Source organism: Polaribacter sp. NJDZ03, assembly GCF_019263805.1.
Taxonomy (GTDB): Bacteria; Bacteroidota; Bacteroidia; order Flavobacteriales; family Flavobacteriaceae; genus Polaribacter.
In genome coordinates this window covers 339,380-365,211 of sequence record NZ_CP079195.1, presented here as the reverse complement: position 1 = coordinate 365,211, position 25,832 = coordinate 339,380, and the positions used below count along the sequence as shown (strand labels likewise).

25 protein-coding genes and 1 riboswitch are annotated in these 25,832 nt (G+C 30.1%); of the genes, 9 read left to right on the top strand and 16 right to left on the bottom strand.

The features are described 5' to 3' along the window. Window positions 1-45 precede the first annotated feature (45 nt). The 4 genes from thiC to KV700_RS01500 form a co-directional block, all read right to left on the bottom strand. The gene (gene thiC, locus KV700_RS01515) at window positions 46-1,905 is read right to left on the bottom strand and encodes a phosphomethylpyrimidine synthase ThiC (protein WP_218598819.1); all 1,860 of its coding nucleotides are present in this window, start codon (window positions 1,903-1,905) and stop codon (window positions 46-48) included. A 49-nt stretch (window positions 1,906-1,954) separates the two neighbouring features. Beyond that, window positions 1,955-2,158: a sulfur carrier protein ThiS gene (gene thiS / locus KV700_RS01510; RefSeq protein ID WP_218598817.1), complete on the bottom strand. Its 204-nt coding sequence runs from the start codon at window positions 2,156-2,158 to the stop codon at window positions 1,955-1,957. Window positions 2,159-2,207: 49 nt separating this feature from the next. Next, window positions 2,208-2,302, bottom strand: a riboswitch (TPP riboswitch). 71 nt (window positions 2,303-2,373) lie between these two features. Beyond that, window positions 2,374-2,670 (bottom strand): LETM1 domain-containing protein, encoded by a 297-nt coding sequence (locus KV700_RS01505; protein ID WP_166384664.1) that lies wholly within the window; start codon window positions 2,668-2,670, stop codon window positions 2,374-2,376. Next, on the bottom strand, window positions 2,670-3,833 hold the full coding sequence (locus KV700_RS01500) for a proline dehydrogenase family protein (protein WP_218598815.1): 1,164 nt from the start codon (window positions 3,831-3,833) through the stop codon (window positions 2,670-2,672). Before KV700_RS01500 ends, KV700_RS01505 begins: the two co-directional genes overlap by 1 nt. An 89-nt stretch (window positions 3,834-3,922) precedes the next feature. Here KV700_RS01500 and aroB point away from each other — a divergent pair, with 89 nt between their 5' ends. Beyond that, window positions 3,923-4,981, top strand: coding sequence for a 3-dehydroquinate synthase (aroB, locus tag KV700_RS01495; RefSeq protein WP_218598814.1), 1,059 nt, complete (start codon window positions 3,923-3,925; stop codon window positions 4,979-4,981). 190 nt (window positions 4,982-5,171) lie between these two features. Here the strand turns inward: aroB and KV700_RS01490 are convergent, their stop codons facing one another. The 3 genes from KV700_RS01490 to KV700_RS01480 all read right to left on the bottom strand — a co-directional run bounded on the left by KV700_RS01490 (window position 5,172) and on the right by KV700_RS01480 (window position 8,716). Then, window positions 5,172-7,685: an outer membrane beta-barrel protein gene (locus KV700_RS01490; RefSeq protein WP_218598812.1), complete on the bottom strand. Its 2,514-nt coding sequence runs from the start codon at window positions 7,683-7,685 to the stop codon at window positions 5,172-5,174. A 207-nt stretch (window positions 7,686-7,892) separates the two neighbouring features. After that, complete coding sequence (locus KV700_RS01485) at window positions 7,893-8,183, bottom strand: AraC family transcriptional regulator (protein ID WP_254712997.1); 291 nt, start codon at window positions 8,181-8,183, stop codon at window positions 7,893-7,895. 80 nt (window positions 8,184-8,263) lie between these two features. Further along, a complete protein-coding gene (locus tag KV700_RS01480) occupies window positions 8,264-8,716 on the bottom strand; it encodes a cold-shock protein (protein ID WP_166384656.1) in 453 nt (150 codons plus the stop codon). Window positions 8,717-8,991: 275 nt separating this feature from the next. Between KV700_RS01480 and KV700_RS01475 the strand changes: the two genes are divergently transcribed. The 6 genes from KV700_RS01475 to KV700_RS01450 all read left to right on the top strand — a co-directional run bounded on the left by KV700_RS01475 (window position 8,992) and on the right by KV700_RS01450 (window position 15,845). Next, window positions 8,992-10,032 carry a hypothetical protein gene (locus KV700_RS01475; RefSeq protein WP_218598810.1) on the top strand — a complete coding sequence of 347 codons (1,041 nt, stop codon included), beginning with the start codon at window positions 8,992-8,994 and terminating at the stop codon, window positions 10,030-10,032. A 176-nt stretch (window positions 10,033-10,208) separates the two neighbouring features. Then, the gene (locus KV700_RS01470; RefSeq protein WP_166384652.1) at window positions 10,209-10,880 is read left to right on the top strand and encodes a TetR/AcrR family transcriptional regulator; all 672 of its coding nucleotides are present in this window, start codon (window positions 10,209-10,211) and stop codon (window positions 10,878-10,880) included. A gap of 2 nt (window positions 10,881-10,882) precedes the next feature. Next, window positions 10,883-12,547, top strand: coding sequence for a peptidase domain-containing ABC transporter (locus KV700_RS01465; RefSeq protein ID WP_166384650.1), 1,665 nt, complete (start codon window positions 10,883-10,885; stop codon window positions 12,545-12,547). A gap of 6 nt (window positions 12,548-12,553) precedes the next feature. Next, window positions 12,554-13,909, top strand: a complete 1,356-nt coding sequence (locus KV700_RS01460) for an HlyD family secretion protein (RefSeq protein WP_166384648.1) — start codon at window positions 12,554-12,556, stop codon at window positions 13,907-13,909. Window positions 13,910-13,937: 28 nt separating this feature from the next. Beyond that, the gene (locus KV700_RS01455) at window positions 13,938-15,338 is read left to right on the top strand and encodes a TolC family protein (RefSeq protein ID WP_218598808.1); all 1,401 of its coding nucleotides are present in this window, start codon (window positions 13,938-13,940) and stop codon (window positions 15,336-15,338) included. Window positions 15,339-15,410: 72 nt separating this feature from the next. Then, window positions 15,411-15,845, top strand: coding sequence for a hypothetical protein (locus KV700_RS01450; protein WP_218598807.1), 435 nt, complete (start codon window positions 15,411-15,413; stop codon window positions 15,843-15,845). 21 nt (window positions 15,846-15,866) lie between these two features. On the opposite strand, the gene KV700_RS01445 is transcribed toward KV700_RS01450, so the two are convergent. The 4 genes from KV700_RS01445 to KV700_RS01430 form a co-directional block, all read right to left on the bottom strand. After that, window positions 15,867-16,331, bottom strand: a complete 465-nt coding sequence (locus KV700_RS01445; protein ID WP_218598806.1) for a MaoC family dehydratase — start codon at window positions 16,329-16,331, stop codon at window positions 15,867-15,869. 3 nt (window positions 16,332-16,334) lie between these two features. Then, window positions 16,335-16,958: a trimeric intracellular cation channel family protein gene (locus KV700_RS01440; protein ID WP_218598804.1), complete on the bottom strand. Its 624-nt coding sequence runs from the start codon at window positions 16,956-16,958 to the stop codon at window positions 16,335-16,337. Window positions 16,959-17,034: 76 nt separating this feature from the next. Further along, on the bottom strand, window positions 17,035-18,156 hold the full coding sequence (locus KV700_RS01435; protein WP_166384638.1) for a DEAD/DEAH box helicase: 1,122 nt from the start codon (window positions 18,154-18,156) through the stop codon (window positions 17,035-17,037). Between the two features lie 30 nt (window positions 18,157-18,186). Next, the gene (locus KV700_RS01430) at window positions 18,187-18,582 is read right to left on the bottom strand and encodes a thioesterase family protein (RefSeq protein WP_166384636.1); all 396 of its coding nucleotides are present in this window, start codon (window positions 18,580-18,582) and stop codon (window positions 18,187-18,189) included. A 105-nt stretch (window positions 18,583-18,687) separates the two neighbouring features. Between KV700_RS01430 and KV700_RS01425 the strand changes: the two genes are divergently transcribed. Next, a complete protein-coding gene (locus KV700_RS01425; protein WP_166384634.1) occupies window positions 18,688-20,028 on the top strand; it encodes an MATE family efflux transporter in 1,341 nt (446 codons plus the stop codon). A gap of 1,050 nt (window positions 20,029-21,078) precedes the next feature. Here the strand turns inward: KV700_RS01425 and KV700_RS01420 are convergent. Beyond that, window positions 21,079-21,750: a DUF2461 domain-containing protein gene (locus KV700_RS01420; protein WP_218598803.1), complete on the bottom strand. Its 672-nt coding sequence runs from the start codon at window positions 21,748-21,750 to the stop codon at window positions 21,079-21,081. A gap of 236 nt (window positions 21,751-21,986) precedes the next feature. Between KV700_RS01420 and KV700_RS01415 the strand changes: the two genes are divergently transcribed. Beyond that, complete coding sequence (locus tag KV700_RS01415) at window positions 21,987-22,799, top strand: DUF1853 family protein (RefSeq protein ID WP_218598802.1); 813 nt, start codon at window positions 21,987-21,989, stop codon at window positions 22,797-22,799. 1 nt (window position 22,800) lies between these two features. Here the strand turns inward: KV700_RS01415 and KV700_RS01410 are convergent, their stop codons facing one another. Genes KV700_RS01410 through KV700_RS01395 form a run of 4 tightly spaced genes read right to left on the bottom strand, consistent with a single transcriptional unit; the run spans window position 22,801 to window position 25,709 of the window. After that, window positions 22,801-23,535: a head GIN domain-containing protein gene (locus tag KV700_RS01410; protein ID WP_218598800.1), complete on the bottom strand. Its 735-nt coding sequence runs from the start codon at window positions 23,533-23,535 to the stop codon at window positions 22,801-22,803. Between the two features lie 36 nt (window positions 23,536-23,571). Then, a complete protein-coding gene (locus tag KV700_RS01405) occupies window positions 23,572-24,645 on the bottom strand; it encodes a hypothetical protein (RefSeq protein WP_218598798.1) in 1,074 nt (357 codons plus the stop codon). Then, the gene (locus KV700_RS01400; protein WP_218598797.1) at window positions 24,629-25,153 is read right to left on the bottom strand and encodes a hypothetical protein; all 525 of its coding nucleotides are present in this window, start codon (window positions 25,151-25,153) and stop codon (window positions 24,629-24,631) included. The genes KV700_RS01405 and KV700_RS01400 overlap by 17 nt, the downstream gene beginning before the upstream one ends. Continuing rightward, window positions 25,143-25,709 carry an RNA polymerase sigma factor gene (locus KV700_RS01395; protein ID WP_218598796.1) on the bottom strand — a complete coding sequence of 189 codons (567 nt, stop codon included), beginning with the start codon at window positions 25,707-25,709 and terminating at the stop codon, window positions 25,143-25,145. Before KV700_RS01395 ends, KV700_RS01400 begins: the two co-directional genes overlap by 11 nt. Window positions 25,710-25,832: the final 123 nt, after the last annotated feature.

Here is a 25,832-nt window from a genome sequence, read left to right as displayed (position 1 = left end):
AAGCCCGCCCACGCTTTTTTTTAGCGTGGGAACTTCCTAATTATTTTACAAATACACTTCAGATCCTTTTTCTTTAAATTCTTTCGATTTTTCTTTGAAACCTTTTGCAATTACCTCGTTGTCTACAATGTCATTTTCGGCTGCAAAGTCTCTCACTTCTTGAGAAATTTTCATAGAACAAAATTTCGGTCCGCACATAGAACAGAAATGTGCCACTTTTGCTCCATCGGCAGGTAAAGTCTCATCGTGATACTCTAAAGCACGCTCAGGATCGAGTCCTAAATTGAATTGATCATTCCAACGGAATTCAAAACGCGCCATACTTAAGGCGTTATCTCGGTGCTGAGAACCTGGATGCCCTTTTGCTAAATCGGCAGCATGAGCTGCTAATTTATAAGTAACCACACCAACACGAACGTCTTCTTTATTAGGCAAACCTAAGTGCTCTTTTGGCGTTACATAACACAACATAGCGCAACCAAACCAACCAATCATAGCAGCTCCGATACCAGATGTAATATGATCGTATCCTGGTGCAATATCTGTAGTTAAAGGGCCTAAAGTATAAAAAGGAGCTTCGTCGCAAACATCAATTTGCTTTTCCATATTTTCTTTAATCATGTGCATTGGCACGTGACCTGGTCCTTCTATAAAACACTGAACTTCGTGCTTACGAGCAATCTGAGTTAACTCTCCCAAAGTTTCTAACTCGGCAAATTGTGCTTCGTCATTCGCATCTGCCACAGAACCCGGACGTAAACCATCTCCTAAAGAAAAAGCAACATCATATTGTTTTAAAATTTCACAAATATCTTCGAAATGTGTGTATAAAAAACTTTCTTTATGATGCGCTAAACACCATTTTGCCATGATAGATCCTCCACGAGAAACGATTCCGGTAACACGTTTTGCGGTCATTGGTACGTAACGTAACAAAACACCTGCGTGAATGGTAAAATAATCGACACCTTGTTCTGCTTGCTCAATTAATGTATCACGGAAAATCTCCCACGTTAAATCTTCTGCAACTCCGTTTACTTTTTCTAAAGCTTGGTAAATTGGCACGGTACCAATTGGCACAGGAGAATTACGAACAATCCACTCGCGCGTTTCATGAATGTTTTCTCCGGTAGATAAATCCATAATATTATCTGCGCCCCAACGACACGCCCAAACGGCTTTTTCTACTTCTTCTTCTATAGAAGATGTTACGGCAGAATTACCAATATTTGCGTTAATTTTCACTAAGAAATTTCTACCTAAAATCATAGGTTCTGCTTCTGGGTGATTGATGTTAGACGGAATTACAGCACGTCCTCTTGCTACTTCACTACGTACAAATTCTGGTGTAATTTTATCTGGAATAGAAGCGCCAAAGTGTTCGCCTTTGTGCTGTTTTCTAATCTCTGTCATTTCATCGATTCGTTGGTTTTCTCGAATAGCGATGTATTCCATTTCTGGCGTAATGATTCCTTTTTTAGCGTAGTGTAATTGGGTTACGTTTTCTCCTTTTTTAGCACGCAATGGCTTCTTTAGTAAGGCAAAACGCATGTGATCTAAACTTTTGTCGTTTAAACGCTCGTTGCAATATTCCGAAGAAAAGCCATCTAATTGTTCTACGTTTTTTCGGTCTAAAATCCATTGTTCACGAATTCTTTCTATCCCGGCATGAATATTAATTTCTTTGTTTGGGTCTGTATAAGGTCCAGAGGTATCATACACCGTTACAGGTTCGTTTGGTGTTTTCTTTTTTGTTAATGAATCTGTAGTATCACTTAATGCAATTTCTCGCATTGCCACTTTAATCTGTGGGTGAATTTTACCTGATACATACACTTTTGTTGAATTAGGAAACGGATGTCTTGTAATTCCGTCTTGCTTTGGTGCGGTGTCTTTGCTCTTCATAAATTATAGTTAGATCAATTAAATAGTTTATTTTTTAAATGTCTAATTATTAACCTCCTTGGGTGGATTTAATAATTAAAACTTCATCACTATTTTGAAGTAACCGTAAAGACCAATCGCTTTTTTTAACGACACTGCCGTTTATAGCAATCGCAATTCCGTTCGTTTTTATTTCTAAAAAACGAATTAATTGTTCAACCGCTAAAATTTCTGAAAATTGATATTTATCTTGGTTTACTTTTATAGTAATCATATTTTTTAAATATTTACTGTAAACCGTAGAGAGGTAGTTTTTGTATAACTAAATCTAAGCAACTTTTTCCTACGTTGGTATTAACCAAATCAGGTTCTAAGGATTTTTCTCAAACTAATTTAATAGCTACTCCTAAAGTTTACTCTACAAATGTATTGTATTATTTTTTGATAAATAAAGTTTTAAGGACTTAAATTTTAAAATAATTTTAAGACCTATTTTTTGTCACCAGGTAAATCATCTTTAAAAGCCGATGGTAAAATATCTGGAATTAATTTTATTAAAAGTGGTAATAACAATGCGCCTCCCGGAAGCAAGAATACAGCTAAAGCAGGTATAGACTTACAAATATCTAACAATTGTATTCTAATCTTTCCCTTTTCTTCTTCTGTTAAATTAGAATGTGTTGCTTTCTTTATAAGATAAACAGCTTCTTTACTTTGTCTTAATTCTTGTGCAAGACGTAACTTATTTCTATAAAGCAGCGCTTTTATTTCTTCTAAACTTGTCATTATAATTTTCTTCTCTTTCTTTCTGTTTTTAAGAGATTTAACTCTCTACTTGTTTGTCCTGAAACCGATGTATTCTCTTCTGCTCTTCTTATTAAGTAAGGCATTACGTCTCTAACAGGTCCAAATGGTAAGTACTTTGCAACATTGTAACCTTGGTTGGCTAAGTTATAACTAATATGATCGCTCATACCAAATAATTGCCCAAACCATAAGCGATTATCATTTTCTTTTATGTTGTGTTTTTTTGCTAAATCCATTAACAAATAAGAACTATCTTCATTATGAGTACCTGCAAATAAAGCCATTTTAGGTTGTTCTATCATGTAATTTATAGCAGCATCATAATTAATATCTGTAGCTTGTTTGTCTTTGCAAATTGGTGATGGATAGCCTTTTTCTTCGGCTCTTTCTCTTTCTTTTTCCATATATGCACCTCTCACTACTTTCATACCAATATAAAACCCTTTGTCTTTTGCTTTGGTATGTAGAGTTTTTAGATAGTCCATTCTATCGTGTTTATACATTTGTAATGTATTAAAAACAATGGCTTTTTCTTTATTATAAGTCTCCATTAATTCCTCAATCAATTCGTCTGCAGATTTTTGCATCCAACTTTCTTCTGCATCAATTAATAACGGAACATCTTTTTGAATAGCTACTTTACAAACTTTATGAAAACGGCCTACTACTCTGCCCCATTCCGCTTGCTCTTCTGTGGTTAACTCTTTTTCTTCGGATAATTTTTGAAACAACCCAAAGCGTCCAAAACCTGATGGTTTAAAAACAGCATAAGGTATCGATTGTTTTTCTTCACAAAAATTAAGAATTTTTAATATTTTTTCTAAAGCGCCATCAAAACTTACCTCTTTATCTTGCCCTTCTACAGAATAATCTAAAACACTATGTACATTTCCATTATTATACATATTATCTATAATTGGCATACAATCATCTTCTGTTACACCTCCACAAAAATGATCGAAAACAGTAGAACGAATTAATCCTTCTACAGGCAAATGTACTTTTAAAGCAAAATTAGTTACAGCAGAGCCAATTCTTACCATTGGTTCATTTTGTATCATTCTAAACAAAAAATAAGCGCGTTCTAATTGAGAATCTGTTTTTAAAGAAAATGCAACTTTGGTATTGTCAAAAAGTTTCATACTATATCGTTTTAGTAGAAACAAATATAGTTATAGAATGGTAATAATTGAATAATTTATTTTTAATTTGCACACTTAATAATTTATCTATGAAATCTATTAAATCAATAACATACCCAGTTCATTTTCAAGACAAAGCCTACAAAGAGCTTTCTAATTTAATTGCAACTAATAACTATTCTACGCTCTTTATTTTGGTTGATGAGAATACAATGGAACATTGTTATCCTAAATTTATACCCAATCTAGAAACAGACAAACGTATTGAAGTTATAGAAATTGAGTCTGGAGAAATTAATAAAAATCTAGAAACTTGTATTGGCGTTTGGAATGCTATTACCGAATTAGGTGGTGACAGAAAAAGTTTAGTAATTACTTTAGGTGGTGGCGTTATTACTGATTTAGGTGGTTTTGTAGCTTCTTGTTTTAAGCGTGGAATTGACTTTGTAAATATTCCGACGACTCTATTATCTATGGTTGATGCTTCTGTTGGAGGAAAAACTGGCGTTGATTTAGGTGTACTAAAAAACCAAATTGGATTGTTTGCAAACCCTGAAATGGTACTTGTAGATACCGATTATTTAACGACTGTTACAGAGAGAGAAATTAAATCTGGTACTGCAGAAATACTTAAATATGGTATTACCTACGACCTTAAACTATTTAATGAAATAAAAAACAACAAAGGCCTGAATATTAATGCTTTAATATATAGATCTATAGAGATAAAAAACGAAGTTGTTTTACAAGATCCTAAAGAACAAAGCTTACGTAAAATTTTAAATTTCGGTCACACATTAGGGCATGCAATTGAATCTTTTTACCTAGAATCTGAAGACAAAGAGAACCTTACCCATGGAGAAGCAATTGCTATTGGAATGGTTTGTGAGTGTTTTATGTCTGCTAAATTATTAGGTTTCCCAACCGAAAAAGTAAACGAAGTAAAAGAAGTTGTTTTATCAATCTATACTAAAAAAAATCTTTTAAAAGAAGACTTTTCGGACATTATGGAATTACTAAAACATGATAAGAAAAACGTAAACGGACAAGTAAATTTTGTCTTACTAAACGATTATCAAGATTATAAAATTGACTGTAAAGTTCCTGAAGAATTGATTATTGAAAGTATGGAGTTTTATAATAGCTAAGATTATTAGGTAGCTTTGCTTTTAGAAACAAGACATTAAAAAGACCTTTCAACTTAAAAATTGAAAGGTCTTTTTTATGATGAAATAGAAAAAACTAAATGATAAGTACTTCTTTAAATATGCTATCAAAAAAAAAAAGCCCCTTCAGGTTTTAAAAACCTGAAGGGGCTGAATATATATAATCTATGCTTTAAAACTCTTTCTTACCAAATTCACTATCAATAAATTTCGATTTATTTTTGACTGCATTAAAGGTATAAGATAGGTTTAAAGAAACCATATCTACTTCATACTTATAGTTTGTACTTGTAAAAAAGTTACTTCCAGATGTCGTTATACGCTGTTCATTAGTGCTTAACAAACCCATATCTATATTTTGCCATTGTAAAGTAGCCGTTAATCGATCGTCCATAAAACTTTTTCTAAAGGTTAAGTTCGGAGAGTAAAAACGAGAATCTTCTCCCATTGCTGTATTTCTATCAGACAAATAATTAAAGGTAAACTGTACAGACGCATTTTCCCAGAAATTATAAGTAGAGTTTAAGTTAAAAGAATAAATGGTAGATTTAGAATTTATAGCATATTGTCTATCAATTCCGTCTCTGTGTTTAAAATTTAAAATACCATCAATTGCATAATTATACACATTTGCACCAAACGAGTTGGTCCAATTTTCTGTTGGTTTAATAGTTGCCCCAATCTCTAAACCAATTGCATTACTTTTACCTACGTTAGAAAACACTCTATTAATTACACTATCTATTATTGCTCCTCTTTGCTCGTAAGCCAACGTATTTACACGATTAATAACATTATCTACATGTCTATAATAAGCCGTTGCATACACAGAATTTCCTTTTTTTAATTTTTTAGTAATTCCTAATTCTACTAAATCTATAAATTCTGGTAATAACGTGTTATCTCCTTGTTCAAAAACTTCTGAATGCTCACGCTCTGCAAAACTATTCATTTTAAAAGTAGTCGTTCTTTCTACTCTTTTACTATACGCTGTTTTTATATTTGTTTTATCATTAATCTTATATTGTAAAGATGCTGATGGAAATAACTTTACAAAATCGTAATTATATACATTTTCGGTTGTTTCACTTCTTAAAGCCTCTTTATACACTCTATCCATAGATTCTAAACGAACTCCGGCTGCATAATCCCACTTACTTTTAGAACCTGTTAATTGCGCATAACCAGAATGAATGGTTCTTTTTAGGCTTACATCACTAGAAAACTCTGGCACAAGGTTTCCATCTCTTTCATACACAAACTTACCTGTGTGGTCTAAATCTCTATATTGATATCCTGTTTCTAAAGTACCAAAAGAAAAAGGTTTCCATTGATAATCTAAGTTAAAACGAGTTCCGTATAAAGGATTATCGTTGGTATTATATTCTTGTTGATAAACAATTGCATTATCAGGGTTTCCTAAATTGTCATTTTCTGTTGGTCCTCCTAAAAAAGTATATTCATATAAGATAGAAGCAGATAATTTTGAAGTATTATCAAATTTATGTGCATAATCAAAACTACCTAAAGCAAAATCTCCTTTTCTAATTCTTAAGTTGTGGTTGTAATAGCTAAAAGTATATTGACGATTATCTGTACCTATTGGAGATACTGCATGATTATCAAAATATACAATATCTGCTAAACGTTCTTTAGTTCGTTTTCCTGCAAAAAGACCAACTGAATATGTGTCTTTTTCATTTGGTGTATAATCTACGTTAAAACGTCCGTTATAAGTAACCTCATCAAAACTACGTTCACCATCCGAAGGTAAAAAAGTTGTTTTATTTTCTGGAGTATTCACAATAAACATTTCTCCTTCTCTTCTACCCGTTTTATCATTTCTTTGGTAACTAGCACCTACAGAAATATTCCAATTATCTGTTCTTTTATTAACAGTTGCATCTATTCCATATCTTCCCGCAGGAACTTTAGTATCGTATTCTTCTATTGAAGGAAATCCGCCACGAACATTAATCTGTGCAAAAGTTCCGTTAACGGCACCTTTTTTAGTGATAATATTTAAGATACCTCCTTTTCCTTCCGGATCATATTTTGCAGAAGGCGCTGTAATTAACTCAACACTCTCTAAAGCATTAGCAGGTAATTGTGCTAAAATAGCACTTGCATCTCCTTGTGTTGGTTTTCCGTTTATTAAAACAGTAAACCCTTTACTACCTCTTACACTAATATCTCCTAAACCATCTACAGTTATAGACGGTAAGTTTTTAACCACATCTACTGCATTTCCACCAACGGTACTTTGGTATTTTTTTGTATCAAAAACTTGTCGGTCTATTTTATGTACAACCGTACCTCTTTCTGACTTTATAACAACTTCATTCAACTGATTTCCAGCACCTAAAACTAATTTTATAGTTCCTAAATCTTTTCTTTCCCCTTTTTTATTGATAACAATTGACTTAATCGTCTTTATTTGATATCCTATAAAAGAAGCTTCTAAATAATAGTTACCAGGTTTTACATCTGCTACAGAAAATAAACCATCAAAATTAGTAACAACACCAGTAACCAATGTTTTATTATTTGTTTTATACAAAGCTACAGTTGCATATTCTAGCGGATAACTTTCATCTGCTTCAATAATTTTACCAGTTAATTGAGCGGTTGCAAATTGACTTATAATAAGCGTGAGTAATAAAAATGCACATTTTTTAAATTTCATTGAAATAAGTTTTTATGTAAGTTATATGTTGGTTAAACTATATTAAGTGGTTAGACTAAATAAGTATAAAAGGTTTAATTGATTTGTTTTGTTACATCACAAAAAAAAACACCTCTTAAACAGCGTCCTTAATAATATCTAGCAAAAGTACTTTAGCTTCTTGTTATTAAAATGGTCTATTTGAAAATTTCACGGTCTATATAGCCTTCATATTAATTTTAACTCCTTATGGGTTTCCCCTGTATATCGTTTAAAATATTTAGTAAAGTGAGAAGAATCTTTAAAGTCTAAACTATAAGCAATATCACTTATTGCGCCATTAGTATATAACAATCTTCTTTTAACTTCTTTAATTATATGTTCTGAAATAATATCTGAAGCAGATTTATCATACTCTTTTCTACAGTTTGCATTTAAGTTTTGAGGAGTAGTCTTTAAATTTTCTGCATAAAAGTTTACATTATTTTTTAATGTGTGAGATGAAAAAGATGTAAATATTAATATACTTTATAGTAAGAAGTAAAAAAAAAATCCTTCTTAAAAGAAGGATTTTTTTTATAAAGTATCTGTGTAAAGTATTAAACTTTCTTAACTTTTACTGCATTCATACCACGCATTCCTCTTTCTAATTCGAAAGAAACTTTATCGTTTTCTGCAATTTCATCTATTAAACCACTTACGTGTGTAAAATATTTTTCGTTATTTTCTAAGTCTATAATAAAACCAAAACCTTTAGAAGAATCAAAGAAAGAAACTTTTCCTTTTCTAACAGGATCTTCTTCTGGTAAATCTTCTTTTTTGGTTACAGAAATCTGAATATCTTCCAATTCATATTCTACTTTTAATTCTGGATCTGGTGGAGTATCTGTTAAATTTCCATTATGATCCACATAAGCAAATTGGATACCTGTTGATCCATTTTCATCTTTGTCCGCTTTTCTAGCGTCCATTTTCTTTTGCTTATCTAAACGTTTTTTTAAACGTTTTTTTTCTTTTTCACTTTTACTAAAGGTTTGCTGCGATTTTGCCATTAAAAATATAAGAGTTTTTTAAATTAATATTTCTGAAAAGATAAAATACCTAACTGGAAATTCGAAATCAAACTAACGCTAACTAGTGTATTTAGAGGAGTGTATTTTTTCTTATGTCTGCAAAGATACGATAAATTTAAAAGTTTTCAAAATAGTTATAGGTTTATGACCATTTATTTTATTAATCCTTAAAATATTATAAAAAAATGCATTTAAAAAAACCAACTCTAAAACTATTACGTATATATTTTTGATAACTAAAAAAATATTAAATTATGAAGACAATTAAAATTTTTACATTAGTATGTGCAACAGCCCTAGGTTTAACATCTTGCTCTGATAACGAGAATAATATTACAGCTCAAGTACAAACTAAATTATTATTTACCTCTAACAATTCTGACGGAAATGTAAATATTTACAACGTAAACAATACAAAAGCTGTTACTAAATCTACATTAAACACAACCACTAGCGCTGCAGATGGTATCTATTATAATAGTGAAGAAGATTTAGTTATACAAGCATCTAGAACTACTTTTGGCATAGAAGGTTATGCAGGTGCATCATTAGTTCCATCTGATGTTTCTGCAAATGTAACTGCAAGTGTAACCGCAAGTGTTGTTGGAAGTCTAGATATGAAAAGTCCTAGAGAATTGGCCGTAAACGGTAATTTTTATGTAGTAGCAGACAATGCCGATGCAGATGGAAATACAGAAACTAAGGACGGAAAATTATTTATCTACACTAAAAGTGGAAATCAATTTAATTTAAGAAATACAATTACAACAAATTTTAAACTTTGGGGAATAACCTTTATTGGTAACGACTTGTATGCTATTGTAGATACAACAAATGAGTTAGCTGTTTTTTCTAATTTTTTAAATAACACATCTACCACCTCATTAAGCGCTACAAAACAAATAGCAGTAGAAGGTATTGTAAGAACACACGGCTTAACGTATGATATGGATACAGATACTATGATTTTAACAGATATTGGTGAAGCTTCTAACGGGCAAGATGATGGTGGTTTTCAAGTAATAGAAAACTTTACAAGTAAATTTAGCGCTACTACTAATGGAAATATTTTAGCTTTAACTGAACAAACAAGAGTTGCAGGTTCTAATACCTTAATGGGCAACCCAGTAGATGTAGCTTATGATGGTGACACTAAAACTGTTTTTATTGCGGAAGCAGGAAATGGTGGTGGAAGAATTCTAGCTTTTAATAATTTTACTAATGGAGGAAACTTAACTCCTATATATAATGCAAGTTTAACTGCAGCTTCTGCAGTATACTTATATAAGAATTAAAAAATATTTCAACTTTTTTAGTTGAATATTTAATGTTGATGTTAGCCTTCCGTTTTTACGGAAGGTTTTTTTATGCAGTCTTTTTAAGTAACCTTTTGTTAAAAATTAAATAAAAAATAGTAAACCATACTTTTATAATAGTAATACTATTATATTTGCACTTTAAATAATAAATTATGAAAAACTTATTATCTGTTTTAAAAATTTCTGTATCAGATAAAATTTTTATAAAAGATCCCGAAACTTCTGTTTTAGGGAAAAAAATTATAGAACATAGTATTTTACTGATTCATGAAATTGGTTTTGAAGCTTATACTTTTAAAAAACTAGGAACTAAAATTGGTTCTAATGAGAGTTCTATTTACAGGTATTTTGAAAGTAAGCATAAGTTGCTTTTATACTTATCATCTTGGTACTGGGCATGGTTAGAATATCAATTAGTTTTAGAAACCTTTAGCATTACTAATCCTTTAGAAAAGCTAGAAAAAGCCATTTTTATTGTAACTAGAGTTGTAGAAGAAGATGGAAATTTACCGCACATCAATGAAAAAATATTATATAAAATTATTGTTAGCGAAAACTCTAAACACTTACTTCCTAAAGAAGTAGATGCAAAAAACAAAGAAGGATATTATGAAACTTATAAAAGAATAATTACTAGAATTAGTGATATTATTTTAGCTGTAAACACAAACTACCCATACTCTTTAAGCTTAGCGAGTACACTAATAGAAGGCAGTTTACATCAACATTACTTAAAAGAACATTTCCCTTCTATTACAAACTGTAATAAAGATAAAAATTCAACACAGTTTTTTACTGAACTCGTAAAAAATACAATTAAATAATTATGGAACAAAAACAATTAACTCCTTGGAAAAGGTTTATTGGTTTATTAAAACTAGAAAGAAAAGACATCTTCCAAATATTTTACTATGCTATTTTTGGCGGAATTGTAGCTTTATCTCTACCCTTAGGTATTCAGGCAATTATCAATTTAATACAAGGTGCACAAATATCTAGTTCTTGGATTGTGTTAGTAATTATGGTTACCATTGGTGTTCTTTTTTCTGGAGCATTACAATTAATGCAATTAAGAATTATAGAAACCATTCAACAAAGAATATTTACACGAGCTTCCTTTGAACTCAGTTTTCGTTTTCCAAAAATAAAAATGAATGAACTGCGTAATGATTATCCACCAGAATTAGCCAATCGTTTTTTTGATACATTAACCATACAGAAAGGACTATCTAAAATATTAATTGATATACCAACAGCACTTCTACAAATTATTTTCGCCTTAATTTTGTTATCTTTTTACCATTCTTTTTTTATTGTATTTGGTATTCTATTGTTACTTTTAATATATATCGTATTTAAATTTACAGCTCAAAAAGGACTAGAAACTAGTTTAATAGAATCTAAGAAAAAGTACAAAGTAGCCCATTGGATACAAGAAGTTGCAAGAACTCTAGTGAGCTTTAAATTATCTGGAAACACTAGTTTAGCTCTTCAGAAAAACGATGATTTAGTGAGTCAATATTTAGAAGCAAGAGAAAATCATTTTAAAATATTGATGATACAATTTATTCAAATGATAAGTTTTAAGGTAATAGTAACTGCTAGTTTATTGCTAATTGGTGGTGCTTTAGTTTTAAATCAAGAAATGAATATTGGGCAATTTGTTGCTGCAGAAATCATTATCCTTTTGGTTATTCAGTCTGTAGAAAAACTAATTATAGGTTTAGAATCTTTTTACGATGTGCTAACATCCATAGAAAAAATAGGACAAGTTGTAGATAAAGAGCTTGAACCTCAAGAAGGAGAAAGACCTTTATTTAAAGAAGGTTTAACAATAGAGTTAGAGGATGTTTCTTTTGGTGTAGAAAATAGAGAGAAACATATTATTAAAAATATTTCATTTACCTTAAAACCTAAAAGTAGAATTTTAGTAATGGGAGAAAGTGGCGCAGGTAAGTCTACTTTATTACGTTTAATTTCTGGAGTTATAGAACCCGTTGCAGGTAATATTTATATCAATAATCTATCACTAAGTAGCCTACATTTAAATCATTATCGTTCTCAATTAGGTTTATCGTTATCAGACGAAACACCATTTGAAGGTAGTATTAAAAACAATTTAGTTTTTGGTGATAAAAACATTAAAGATGATATTATATATGATGCTTTAGAAATTGTTGGTTTAACACAATTCTTAAAAGAGCAACCCAAGGGATTAGAAACTGTTTTATATCCCGAAGGGAAACAAATGTCTTACACAATTGCAAAGAAATTAATTTTAGCGAGAGCTATTATAAAGCAACCTAAAATAATGATTTTAGAAGACCCTTTAGATCAATTTAATTTAGAAGAAACAGTCCGTATCATTAATTATTTAACAGATATTAAAAGACCTTGGACTTTAATTGTAGTGAGCAGTAAAAAGAGCTGGAGAACTCAATGTAACGAAACAATTACGTTAGAAAAAGGTGAAATTAAATCAATAAATTAAGTAGCAATGTTAAATATATCTAACAACCAATTACATAAAAACTTTGATTTAGCTGCGTTTAAATCTGGTAAGAATATTTTTACTAAAGAATATTATAAGGCTTTTAATAAATTTCTTTTAGCCTTTGCTATTATAGGTTTTATAGCGCTCTTTTTACCTTGGACACAGAATATAACGGGCCAAGGTTTAGTAACCACTTTAACACCAAACCAAAGACCACAAACAATTCAATCTCAAATTCCTGGAAGAATTGAAGAATGGTTTGTAACAGAAGGAGATTTTGTAAAAAAAGGAGATACCATTTTAAGAATATCTGAAGTTAAAAGTGATTATTTCGACAATCGCTTAATAGAAAGAACTAGCGATCAAATTAATGCTAAATCCTCTTCAGTTATATCATACCAAGGTAAAGTAGCCGCATTAAAAAGACAAGTTAATGCGCTTAAACAAGAACAAGTGTTAAAAATTGAGCAAACAAAAAACAAACTTTTACAATCTAAATTAAAAGTAAAAAGTGATAGTATCGATTTTGAAGCTGCCAAAACAAATAGCACCATTGCAGAAACACAATACGATAGAACAAAAACTTTGCAAGAAGAAGGTTTAAAAGCCGTCATAGATGTAGAGGAAAAACGAATAAAACTACAAGCTACACAAGCCAAATTAATTTCACAAGAAAATAAATTATTAGCAAGTAGAAATAATGTTTTAAATGCAAAACTAGAGTTATCTAGAATTAATGCAACGTATACCGATAAAATTTCTAAATCACAAAGTGATATGTACACAGCACAATCAAGTGGTTTTGATGCTGAAGCACAAGTGTCTAAATTAGAAAATAGTAGAAGTAATTATAGTGTTAGAAATAGCTTATTATTTATTACGGCACCACAAAATGGTTATATAAACAAAGCGCTAAAAGGCGGAATTGGAGGTACTTTTAAAGAAGGTGAAGACCTTGTTGGTATTATGCCAGAAAAATACGATTTAGCAGTAGAAACCTTTGTAAGACCAATTGATTTGCCCTTATTACATATAGGTGAAAAAATGCGTATTCAGTTTGATGGTTGGCCAGCAATTGTATTTAGTGGATGGCCAAATGCTTCTTACGGTACGTATGGTGCAACGGTTATTGCTATCGAAAATTTTATTAGTACTAATGGTAAATATAGAGTTTTATTAGCGCCAGATAAAACTGCTGATAATGATTGGCCAGAAGCAATTAGAGTGGGATCTGGCGCTAGAACAATTGCGTTGTTAGAAGATGTACCTATTTATTTTGAAATATGGAGACAACTAAATAGCTTCCCTCCTAACTACTATCAACCAAAAGGAGCAAAAAGTGATACAAAGAAAAAATAATATCAATTTGTTTATTTGACACATTATTATGAAAACATATATTTTAATATTTCTTCTATTTTTTACTTCTGGGTATTTTGCACAAGAAAAAGTAGCTTCTGTTATGACATTGTCGGAGTATTTAGGCTATGTAAAAAACTATCATCCTATTGTAAAACAAGCGCATCTTATTATCAATGAAAGCGAAGCTAAATTACTAAAAGCAAGAGGTGCTTTTGACCCAAAAATTGAAGTGGATTTTAATAAAAAACAGTTTAAAGAAAAAGAGTATTATAATAAATTAAATGCCGCTTTTAAAATACCAACGTATTACGGAATTGAGTTTAAAGCAAATTTTGAAAACAATGATGGCTATTACTTAAATCCAGAAAATACGGTTCCAGAAGATGGGTTATATAGTGCTGGAGTTTCTGTTTCTTTATTAAAAGGTCTTTTAATAAATACAAGAATGGCTTCTTTAAAACAAGCTAAATTCTTTTTAAACCAAGCAAAAGAAGACCAACAGATTTTGGTAAATGAAATTTTATACAACGCTTCTCTTTCTTATTTTAATTGGCTTAAAACATATCATCAAAATAGTGTTTATAAAGAATTTTTAACAAATGCAGAAATCCGTTTTAAAGCTACAAAAATAGCTTTTTTAGAAGGAGAAAAACCAGCGATAGATACTACCGAAGCATCTATTACATTAAAAACCAGAAAACTAAATTTAGAAAAATCTAGAATAAAATTAGTAAAATCTTCTTTAGAATTGTCTAATTTTTTATGGTTAAATGATAATACACCTGTAGAACTAAAAGAAACTATTATTCCTGATATTCATACAGTAGATAATGTAGATGTTACTTTTAATATTGCGTTATTTAATAATGCTAATTTTGATATTACTAACCATCCTAAAATTAAATCTTTAGAATACAAAATAAAGAGTTTACGTATTGATAAAAACTTGAAATTGAATAACTTACTACCTAAACTAGATGTTCAATATAATTTTTTAACAGAAAACAGAAATCAAATAAACTCTTTAAATACTCAAAATTATAAAGCAGGAATTAATTTTAAAGTCCCTTTATTTCTAAGAAAAGAAAGAGGAGATTTTAAACTATCGAAAATTAAGCTTCAAGACAAAAAATTTGAAAATGAAGTAGCTAAAGTTGCCATCAAAAATAAAGTAAATGCTATTCAGCAAGAATTAGATTCTTATGTTTTACAAAATAGTTTAACAACTGATATTGTTAAGGATTATGGAACCTTGTTAAAAGCAGAAGATCGTAAGTTTTTCTTAGGAGAGAGCTCTCTTTTCTTGGTCAATTATCGTGAAGTTAAATTAATTGAAGCCAAGCTAAAAGCTATTGATTTAGAAAATACTTTCTTTAAAACTAAAGCAAGTTTATTTAAAGCAACTGGTATTTCTATTGTAGAATAACTTATTGAAATCCATAGTGATACAAGCTTTTTTTGTACATTTAGTAAATTGATAAACAATAAAAATAGATGTATGAAAAATAACCTAAACAAACCAAGTAAAGCTTTTTGGATAATTGCAATTGTTGGATTACTTTGGAACATTATGGGTGTAGATGGTTATCTAAACCAGGCTTATCAAACGGAACGTTTTAAATTAATGTACACAGAAGAACAACTAGAATTTATTTACAACACACCGTCTTGGGTAATGGCTGCTTTTGCAATTGCAGTATTCTCATCTGTTTTGGGTTGTATTTTATTATTCTTCAAAAAAAAATTAGCCAAAGTATTTTTCTCAATCGGATTAATTGCGGTATTAATACAAACAACTTATAACGGGTTTATAAACCAAGGTAAAGAGCTGTATGGCGTTATGGAATATTCTATGCTAATCATAATTCCACTTTTCGCTGTTTTTCTATTTTGGTTTTCTAAAAAATGTGCAGACGATGGAATTCTAACTTAAAATCCTTTTATTTATTTCCTTTTATTGAAAAAAAGCGGCAAGAAACTCTGCAACACAAGCTGGTTTTTCTTGTCCTTTAATTGCTATCGTACAAGAAAATGTAACTTTTATTCCGTTATGGGGCATTTCTTTAATTTCCTTAACAACTGTAATCATCCTTAATTGACTATTTACAGGAACAGGATTAGGAAAACGGACTTTATTTAAGCCATAATTCAAGCCCATTTTAATACTTTTTATCGAAAAAGAAGCCTCTAATAATTTAGAAATCATGGCTACAGACATAAAACCATGTGCAATGGTAGCTTTAAAAGGACTCTCCTTCTCTGCTCTTTTTTCATCAATATGAATCCATTGTTTGTCTAAAGTAGCATTTGCAAAATCATCAATCATTTGCTGGGTAATAGTATACCAATCTCCAACAGGCAATTGTTGTCCCTTTATCTTTTTAAAATCTTCGAAATTTGTAAACTCTAATGGTTTCAACTCTTACTTTTTTGTAAATAGATCTTCTTTAATTTTAGGCAATTCTAACTGAAACTTAACAGAAACTACCCTGATAATAACTATAATACATGCTGATAATACAAAAACTACATTTTCAGGAACATTAAATTGACTTAAAATTAAATAAGCGATTCCACCAACTAAACAAGCAGAAGCATAAATTTCTTTTTCAAAAATTAAAGGTATTTTATTGGTTAAGACATCACGTAAAACACCTCCAAAAACAGCAGTAAGCATACCCATTATTAAAGCAATAATAGGATGTAAATCAAACAATAATCCTTTTTTTAAACCTAACAAAGTAAAAACACTAATCCCTATTGTATCAAACAAAAACATTGTTTTCCCTAAGTAAATTATTTTACTTTTAAAAAGAAATGTAAAAATAACGGCTGTAAAAATAGTATAGAGATAATTTAAATCACCAATCCAATTTATCGGATGCGCATTCATTAAAACATCACGCAACATTCCGCCACCAACTGCAGTTACAAAAGCAATAATTAGCACACCAAATAAATCTAACTTTTTATCAGATGCTACTAAAGCGCCACTAATTGCAAAAGCAAAAGTTCCTAAGATATCTAAAACATAAATGAGTTCCATTTACATCAATTTAATTATGAAAAATAGTATCAAAAAACCGAAGTTTTTCAACTAAAAAACTTCGATTTAGATTTTGTTATACGGTAACTTCAGAAAACTTAATATTTAACTCTTTCTGAATTTCATGAATTCTCACGATTTCTGAAGGTAAAATAAAAGCAATTGAAACTCCTGTTTTTCCTGCTCTTGCAGTTCTTCCACTTCTGTGGGTGTAGTATTCTAATTGTTCTGGTAATTGATGGTGAATTACAAATTCTAAACCACTAACATCAATACCACGTGCAGAAACATCTGTAGAAACCAAATATTGTAAATTCTCTTTCTTAAAAGCACGCATTACTTTGTCGCGTTCTTTTTGTTGCATATCTCCTTCTAAAGCTGCCGTAGAAAAACCTTCTTCAATTAAAAATGCAGCTAAATTCTGTGCACCTGCTTTTGTTCTACAAAAGATAATACCTCTTTGGTCTTGTCTCTTTTCTAAGAAAGTTACAATATCTGCCGCTTTTTCTTTTAAGGTAGTTTTAGCAAAATGATGACGGATATTTGCATTTACCAAAGAGCTTCTATTAATTTCTACTCTTGGCGCATTAGCATCCATATAGGTCTTTACAATTCTCTTAATTTCTTCTGGCATTGTTGCAGAAAATAACCAAGTTTTTCTATCAGATTCGGTTGTAAATTTTAAGATTCTATTTAAATCTTGTTTAAAACCCATGCTTAACATTTCATCAGCTTCATCTAAAACTACTGTTTTTACATGGCTAATATCAATGTTTCCTCTTTCTATTAAATCGATTAATCTACCAGGAGTAGCTACAACAATATGCGTAGTTCTCTTAAGATTATTCATTTGTCTGTCAATTTTTTCTCCACCAAAAACAGCTTCTACAAATATTTTATCTTCACTAAACTTCGTAAACTTAAATAATTGCTTTTTTATTTGTTGTACCAACTCTCTGGTTGGCGATAAAATTAACGCTTGTATATGGTCTGAACTCGCATCTATATGATGAAGTATAGGCAAACCAAAAGCAGCCGTTTTACCTGTACCTGTTTGTGCTAAACCAATAAAATCTGTAGGCGCATCCAATAAAATTGGAATTGCTTTCTCTTGAATTTCTGAAGGCGTAGAAATCCCTAATTCTTTAATTGCTTGTATATAATCTTTGGTAATTCCTAAGGAAGAAAAAGTTGACATTTTGTATCTTAATTTTGTGCAAAGATACTTTTATTTAGGAAGTTGTAATACTTTTAAAACATTTTCTCTAATTCTTGCAGGCTTAAAGGTTTTAGAATCTAACATTGCCCATATTGTTTTGGCTTTCACCAATATAGTATTCTCTTTATAAAACTCCATAAAACGGACAGAAGTAATCCCTTTGGTTTCTCCCACCCACGTTTTTACAGTAATTAAATCTCCTAAACTAGCTTGTTTTAAATAATCAATTTCATGCCTCATTACTACCCAAACATACTGTGGTAGTGGATGATTTTTGGTTAAATGAGCCCAATGTGTTGTTGCTATTTTATCCATCCATTTTACATAGACCAAATTATTTACATGATCTAAATTGTCAATATCTTCGGATGAAACTGTAATCGTTAATGTAAATACGTTTTCCACTTTAATCAATTTTAGCAAACATAAAAATTTTATGATATATATAACAATTATTGCTGCGTAGATTTATAGAGAACTTAGTCTTTATATCGATATTTGTAAAATATTATGACAGAATTAGCAAACGACTTAGGGACTCAAAAAATTAGTACACTATTAATTAAGCAAGCAGCTCCAGCTACCATAGGAATTCTTGTAATGTCTTTAAATATGATTGTCGATACTATTTTTGTGGGACAATGGATTGGTGTTTTAGCAATTGCTGCTATTACAGTAGTTTTGCCAATTGCTTTTCTAATTTCTTCTATAGGAATGGGAATAGGTATTGGAGGAAGCTCCATTATATCTAGAGCTTTAGGAGCAGGAAATTCTAAAAAAGCCTTTTTAACTTTTGGTAATCAGGTTTCATTAACTGTTATTTTAGCCATTCTTTTTGTAATTCTTGGATTTTTTTTTAGTGTACCCCTTCTAAATTTATTTGGTGCCAAAGGCGATATTTTACCCATAGCATCAGAATATTTTAGTGTTGTTATATATGGAGTTCCCTTTTTGGCTTTTGCAATGATGGGAAACCCAACCATTAGAGCAGAAGGAAAACCTAAATTTGCCATGTATGCAATGATGGTTCCTGCTGTACTAAATGTTATTTTAGATATTATTTTTATCAAATTTTTTAATTGGGGAATGTGGGGAGCAGGTTTAGCAACTACCATTTCTTTTATGAGTTCTGGGTCTTATATATTGTATTTCTTTTTATCTTCTAAAAGTGAATTAAAAATTATTCCTAAAAACTTTAAATTAGATTTTAATATTGTTAGAGAAATTGTAGAATTAGGAGGCGTTTCTATTGTAAGACAAGGTGCAATAAGTATCTTAATGATTGTTTTAAATTACTCTCTTTTTAAATATGGCGGAGAAATATCTATTGCCGTTTACGGAATTATTAACCGAGTAATGATGTTTTCACTCTCACCTGTTATGGGGGTTTCTCAAGGTTTTTTACCTGTTGCTGGTTATAATATTGGTGCAAATAAAAATGAAAGAGTTAAAGAAACTATTAAAAAAGCTCTTTTATATGGTTCTGTTTTAGGAACCATCATTTTTATAGCCATTTTATTTTTTAAAGAAGAAGTAATTGGTATTTTTACAACTGATACTACTTTATTAGCTGAAACGCCAAATGCAATGTTAATAGTCTTTTTAGCAACTCCAGTAATTACCATGCAGTTAGTTGGTTCTGCCTATTTTCAGGCAGCAGGAAAAGCATTACCGGCTTTATTTTTAACCCTTTTAAAACAAGGGATTTTCTTAATTCCGTTAGCTTATTTTTTGCCTAAATATTATGGAATTAGTGGTATTTGGTGGTCTTTCCCTATTGCAGATGTTTTATCGACCATAATTACAATTATCGTTTTAAAACGTGAGGTTGATAAGAATTTGAAGCACTAAAATTTTTATATTATTCCGAATGAAGCAGGAAGAAGAAGCTCAATTTTAGAAGCTAGGAGATTTCTCAATCGCCTAAAAAGGCTCATTTCGAAATGACAATCGTCTTTAAAGCGAAATTAAAAACCTCCATGAATCTCTTTATGCTCTCTGTGAATCTCTGCGAAATAACCCAATTATGTTTTCAATGTATTTACAACTTACTCAGTAAAAGGAAACTTCATTTTAGAATATTCAAGATTTCTCAATCGCCTAAAAAGGCGCATTTCGAAATGACAATCGTCTTTAAAACAAATTTAAAAACCTCCGTGAATCTCTGCGAAAGAACCCAATTATGTTTTCAATGTTTTTACAACTGACTCAGTAAAAGGAAACTTCATTTTAGAATATTCAAGATTTCTCAATCGCCTAAAAAGGCTCATTTCGAAATGACAATTGTCTTTAAAACGAAATTAAAAACCTCCGTGAATCTCTGTATGTTCTCTGTGAATCTCTGCGAAAGAACCCAATTATGTTTTCAATGTATTTACAACTGACTCAGTAAAAAGAAACTTCATTATAGAATATTCGAGATTTCTCAATCGCCTAAAAAGGCTCATTTCGAAATGACAATCGTCTTTAAAACAAATTTAAAAACCTCCGTGAATCTCTGTATGTTCTATGTGAATCTCAGCGAAAGAACCCAATTATGTTTTCAATGTTTTTACAACTAACTCAGTAAAAGGAAACTTCATTTTAGAATATTCAAGATTTCTCAATCGCCTAAAAAGGCTCATTTCGAAATGACAATTGTCTTTAAAACGAAATTAAAAACCTCCATGAATCTCTTTATGTTCTCTGTGAATCTCTGCGAAAGAACCCAATTATGTTTTCAATGTATTTACAACTGACTCAGTAAAAGGAAACTTCATTTTAGAATATTCAAGATTTCTCAATCGCCTAAAAAGGCTCATTTCGAAATGACAATCGTCTTTAAAACAAATTTAAAAACCTCTGTGAATCTCTGTATTTTCTCTGTGAATCTCTGCGAAATAACTCGCCAAAACTCAACTCTTAAACAATAGTCTCTCCATTTAAGTTCGTCGTTAAAACATCACTAAACAAATTAAAAAACGGACGTAAAGCTTTAAAACTTTTATCCAATTCTTCTAAAAAGTTAGGTGCTAAAACTTCTGCATCTGTAAAATTTCGAGTTGCTACAAATCCTTTTTTACGCAATAAATCGATGTCTTTATGTTCTTTGTCAAAACCTCTTGGTGCAGATTTTAATTCATCTCCGCCAAATTTTCCTTCAAAGTATCTTACAAAGTCTTTATGCTCTAAAATTTCTCTAAATTCAAATGAATCTTGTTCAATTTCTTTTCTTAATCTGAATAAATCATCTTTTTCTGGTTGCCAAAATCCTCCACCCAAAAATGTCCCTCCAGGTTTTATTTGCAAGAAATAGCCTCCGCGTAATTGTTTTCCTAATCTGGAAAAAGAAACAGCAAATCTGGGATTGTAAGGTGTTTTATCTTTAGAAAAACGAACATCTCTATAAATACGATAAATTTTCATTTTATCTATTTCATCATGCTTTTCTAAATCCATTTGCATTGCTAAAAATAATTCTTTTAGATTTTTTTGATGCTTTACAAAAGTAGGTTTATGCTCTGTAAACCACTCTCTATTATTATTTTCTTGTAAATCTTTTAAAAACTGAAAGCTAGATTTTTCGAATTGCATTTTGGTGAAATTTTTAGAGGTTAAACTTACGAAGTTTTTAGATATTATTGATACGGATTTTACGAATATTCACAGAGATGTTTTTTTTCTCGCAAAGACACAAAATTAAAAGTTTAGCAATATCGTTTTTGTTGAGAATACTATTTTAAAATCAGCTTTATAAATTACATTATTTATAAAATCGTACTTTTATTTGTCTGCTTAGCATTAAATTAATTTAAATTTGTGTCTTATATATGCATCAAAAAACAAAAGATATTCAGAAAAGGTATGAAGGATTTTTACAAACACATTGTTTGTGGAAAGGCAATACTGTTTGTGGCTTACATCAATTTAAAATTGAATTGAAATCAACAAAAATTGATATAGACATCAATGAAAAACTACGTTTAGGTAAATATATAGAACGTTTTGTTTCTTATCAATTAGCACAAGAAAAATCGATTTCTATTATTTGTGAGAACATTCAAATTCAGAAAGAAAAAATCACATTAGGTGAGTTAGATTGCATCTTGTTAAGGAATGAAAAACCAATTCATTTAGAAGTTATTTATAAGTTTTATTTGTATGATTCTTCTGTAGGAAAAACAGAAGTAGAACATTTTATTGGCCCGAATAGAAAAGATTCTTTAGTAGAAAAATTAGATAAACTAAAAGACAAACAACTGCCTCTTCTCTACTCTAATGAATGTATATCGTATTTAAAAACCATTAATTTAAAAGCTTCAGAAATAGAACAAGAAGTTTATTTTAAAGGACAATTATTTATTCCTTTTTCTGATAAAAATCTTGAGTTATCAACATTAAATCAAACTTGTATTGCTGGTTTTTACATCAACAAAAACGAGTTAGAACAATTTAAAGATTGTAAGTTCTTTATCCCAAATAAAAAAGATTGGATTTCTATTCCTCATAAAAATGTTGCTTGGTTAAATTTTGAAGGTTTTAGCCTTGTTGCCGAAGAATATTTGCAAAGAAAATTCTCACCACTTTGCTGGTTGAAAAAACAAAATGGCGAGCTTATTAAAATATTTTTAGTTTGGTGGTAATTTAATTTTTATCAACCACACTTCCAGAACCAACCGATTTACTATTAACTTTTGCAGGGTTTCCTTTGTAATAAACATTACCAGAACCTACTAATTTTGCTTCAATTTTAGAACTTACGCTCGTTTTTACACTACCCGAACCAGCAACATTTACATAAACCTCATCCGTTTGTAAACCGTACGCACTAATGTCTCCAGAACCAGCAATAGAACAAGTAAACTCGTTACAACTACCTTCTAAGTTCATATTTCCAGAACCACCAATAGCAGCTTTAATATTGTTCGCATCAACTTTTAAAGTTATGTTTCCAGAACCACCTAAACTAATACTAAAATTGTTTGCCTTAATTAAACTTTCACTTAAAATGTTTCCAGAACCGCCCAAAGCAACACTTTCAATATCTATATAAGGCACTGTTACTGTTAGTTTTTTAGTGGTACTAATATTTGTATTGTTCTTAAACTTTACTTTTAAAGTGCCGTCAGAAACTTCAGTTTCTATAAAGGGAAGTATATTTTCTTCTCCCTCTAAGGTTATTTTACCTTCTTTCCCTTTAACAAGAATTACATCAAAAGATCCACCTATAGAAATACTTTTATACGTTTCTGTAGTTTTCGTTAGCGTAATCAAATTTCCATTTCCTTTTATTTGTTTACTGCTTCCAAACCAATTTTGTGCATTTATAGTAAAACTGACCGTTAAAATTAAGCTTGTTAAAAATATTTTCTTGTTCATAATCGTTGTTTTTATTTTATTTTTTTTATTAGAAATCTATTTAATAGTAACCCCTCCGTACTGAGATTTAACTTTAAGTTTAGAGTTACTTTTTCCAATTCCAAATTTACCCTCGTAATATTTATCTGTTGACTTAGAAATATTTTTAGAAAACACTATATTATTCTCATTTCTATTAAAATCTGCATATTGTAAATCTATTTCAAATTCGAAAACTGCATCTGAATCTACACCAATATTTACACCTGCATATTCTGCATTTACCACCACGTTTTGGAAACCTTTTACTAAGTTTTTAACGGTTAAAGATCCATAATCTGTTTCTATAAATAAATTTTTCTTTACAGTACCAAATTGCATACTTAAATAATCTGAATTTCCTTTTATTTCTTCTGCCTCCTCAATATACATAGAACCGTAATCGCAATTAAAAGCTACATTTACAGCATTTTCTATTTTTACAGTAGAATACTTTGCGTTTATTTTTATATTTTCTGATGTTCCTATATTTAGTTTAGAATAATCACTTTTCACAACCCCTTCTTTCATATAATTAATATTTGAAGTTGTGCAATACTCTAAGTTAATATTATTATTTACTGCTGATAAATTTCCAATAGAAACCTTGCCATAATTGCAATTAATAGCTGCGCTTCCATCTAAAATATCTAGGTAAATATCACCATACACATTATTTAAATTTACGGAGTTAGACCTTGGCATTTTAACAACATAATTAATTTTATAATTAATTTTTTTACTTTTCCCCCACCAAGACCAAGCACTTTTTTGGTTGTCAATAATTGTTCTCGCTTCTACTAAAGAAGAATTTGAATTAAAAGCAACATCTATCGTAGAAAGTTTTTCGTTAACATCATCTAAGTCATCACCTTGTATAGTAATCGTTACTTCAATTTCTACCCTATTTTTATCCCAAGTAGTAATGTTTAAATTTCCGTACTTATTGGTTATAATTAGCTTAGCATCTGTATTTACATTAAAAAATTTAGTAATAACCTTATTTTTTTCATGTTTCTTTTTATCAATATTAGCAGACGTTAATAAGGGAATTAAAAGAAATAATAATGTAATTTTATAGATAGGTTTCATTCTTTTCTAAATTAAGATTTTTAACTTGCTCTATCTGTTTTAGGGTATTTTCTAATACAGATAAACGTTGCTGATAATTTTTAATCATAGCACTAATAACTTTTATTTGCTTACCATTTTTATTCAATTCCTTCACAAAAGTAGCATATACATCTTCCAACTCCTCCAACTCCTCTAAAGCATTCTCTATAATTTTTTCTGTATCTAAACTTCTATTTTTTTCTAAAGTTTTTAATTCTTGATAAATTGTTGATACAAAATAAGTCTGTACTTCTTCCATCTTAGGAGAAACATCTGCCAAATCTAATTGTCTTTTTTGATGACTAGACCCCAACCAAAAACCAACAACTAAAACTATAGAAGCTGCTACAGACATCCACGTCCAAGAAGTTTTATTTTTTCTACTTAAATGATTTAGTTTTCGTTCAAAACGGTCTAAATGACCCGCATGTGGTTCCTGAAAATCGAAATCCTTTTCAGAAAAAAAATGATTTAATTTATCTTCCATACCCTTGTGCTTTACTATTTTCTGCAAGCAATACTTGCTTTAATTTCTTTTTTGCTCTAGAAACAGTGGTTCTTACATTTTCATTTGAATAATCTAAAATCTGTGAAATTTCTTCATAATCATATCCTTCTATTAAATGCAAAGTTAATACCAATCTGTAATTTTCTTTTAAACTTTGTAAACAAGTCAAAACGTTTTTTGCTTTTAAACCGGTATAGTCAATCTCTTCTTCATCTACTTCATCTATAGAAACAACTTCCATCTTTACTTCTTCATATCGGTTGTTTTTCTTTAACTGCGTTAAACTTTTATTAATTACAATTCTCTTTAACCAAGCACCAAAAGTAACTTCCCCCTTATAACTGTCCATCTTTGTAAAAACCGTTAAAAACGCTTCTTGCATAATATCTTCCGCCTCAAAACTGTCTTTTAAAATGCGATAAGCAGTATTGTACATTGCATGGTAATATGCTTTATACAAATCTAATTGCGCGTTTTTATCCGACTTTTTGCAGCGTTTTATAAGGTTGGTTATATGTGGTTGATTAGTTTCCAATAAAACGTTTGTATCCTAGAGACTACATTCTTTTTAATTTGTGACAGTTTGCAAAAATAAAAATACTCTTTTTTTATGTGAGATCCATTTTTAAGTATTTGTTGTTACATTTGAACCCTAATA

Bases quoted from the DNA above. Each gene is read 5' to 3' on its own strand.
- thiC (WP_218598819.1), bottom strand. From the start codon at position 1,905: ATGAAGAGCAAAGACACCGCACCAAAGCAAGACGGAATTACAAGACAT.
- thiS (WP_218598817.1), bottom strand. From the start codon at position 2,158: ATGATTACTATAAAAGTAAACCAAGATAAATATCAATTTTCAGAAATT.
- KV700_RS01505 (WP_166384664.1), bottom strand. From the start codon at position 2,670: ATGACAAGTTTAGAAGAAATAAAAGCGCTGCTTTATAGAAATAAGTTA.
- KV700_RS01500 (WP_218598815.1), bottom strand. From the start codon at position 3,833: ATGAAACTTTTTGACAATACCAAAGTTGCATTTTCTTTAAAAACAGAT.
- aroB (WP_218598814.1), top strand. From the start codon at position 3,923: ATGAAATCTATTAAATCAATAACATACCCAGTTCATTTTCAAGACAAA.
- KV700_RS01490 (WP_218598812.1), bottom strand. From the start codon at position 7,685: ATGAAATTTAAAAAATGTGCATTTTTATTACTCACGCTTATTATAAGT.
- KV700_RS01480 (WP_166384656.1), bottom strand. From the start codon at position 8,716: ATGGCAAAATCGCAGCAAACCTTTAGTAAAAGTGAAAAAGAAAAAAAA.
- KV700_RS01475 (WP_218598810.1), top strand. From the start codon at position 8,992: ATGAAGACAATTAAAATTTTTACATTAGTATGTGCAACAGCCCTAGGT.
- KV700_RS01470 (WP_166384652.1), top strand. From the start codon at position 10,209: ATGAAAAACTTATTATCTGTTTTAAAAATTTCTGTATCAGATAAAATT.
- KV700_RS01465 (WP_166384650.1), top strand. From the start codon at position 10,883: ATGGAACAAAAACAATTAACTCCTTGGAAAAGGTTTATTGGTTTATTA.
- KV700_RS01460 (WP_166384648.1), top strand. From the start codon at position 12,554: ATGTTAAATATATCTAACAACCAATTACATAAAAACTTTGATTTAGCT.
- KV700_RS01455 (WP_218598808.1), top strand. From the start codon at position 13,938: ATGAAAACATATATTTTAATATTTCTTCTATTTTTTACTTCTGGGTAT.
- KV700_RS01450 (WP_218598807.1), top strand. From the start codon at position 15,411: ATGAAAAATAACCTAAACAAACCAAGTAAAGCTTTTTGGATAATTGCA.
- KV700_RS01440 (WP_218598804.1), bottom strand. From the start codon at position 16,958: ATGGAACTCATTTATGTTTTAGATATCTTAGGAACTTTTGCTTTTGCA.
- KV700_RS01435 (WP_166384638.1), bottom strand. From the start codon at position 18,156: ATGTCAACTTTTTCTTCCTTAGGAATTACCAAAGATTATATACAAGCA.
- KV700_RS01425 (WP_166384634.1), top strand. From the start codon at position 18,688: ATGACAGAATTAGCAAACGACTTAGGGACTCAAAAAATTAGTACACTA.
- KV700_RS01420 (WP_218598803.1), bottom strand. From the start codon at position 21,750: ATGCAATTCGAAAAATCTAGCTTTCAGTTTTTAAAAGATTTACAAGAA.
- KV700_RS01415 (WP_218598802.1), top strand. From the start codon at position 21,987: ATGCATCAAAAAACAAAAGATATTCAGAAAAGGTATGAAGGATTTTTA.
- KV700_RS01410 (WP_218598800.1), bottom strand. From the start codon at position 23,535: ATGAACAAGAAAATATTTTTAACAAGCTTAATTTTAACGGTCAGTTTT.
- KV700_RS01405 (WP_218598798.1), bottom strand. From the start codon at position 24,645: ATGAAACCTATCTATAAAATTACATTATTATTTCTTTTAATTCCCTTA.
- KV700_RS01400 (WP_218598797.1), bottom strand. From the start codon at position 25,153: ATGGAAGATAAATTAAATCATTTTTTTTCTGAAAAGGATTTCGATTTT.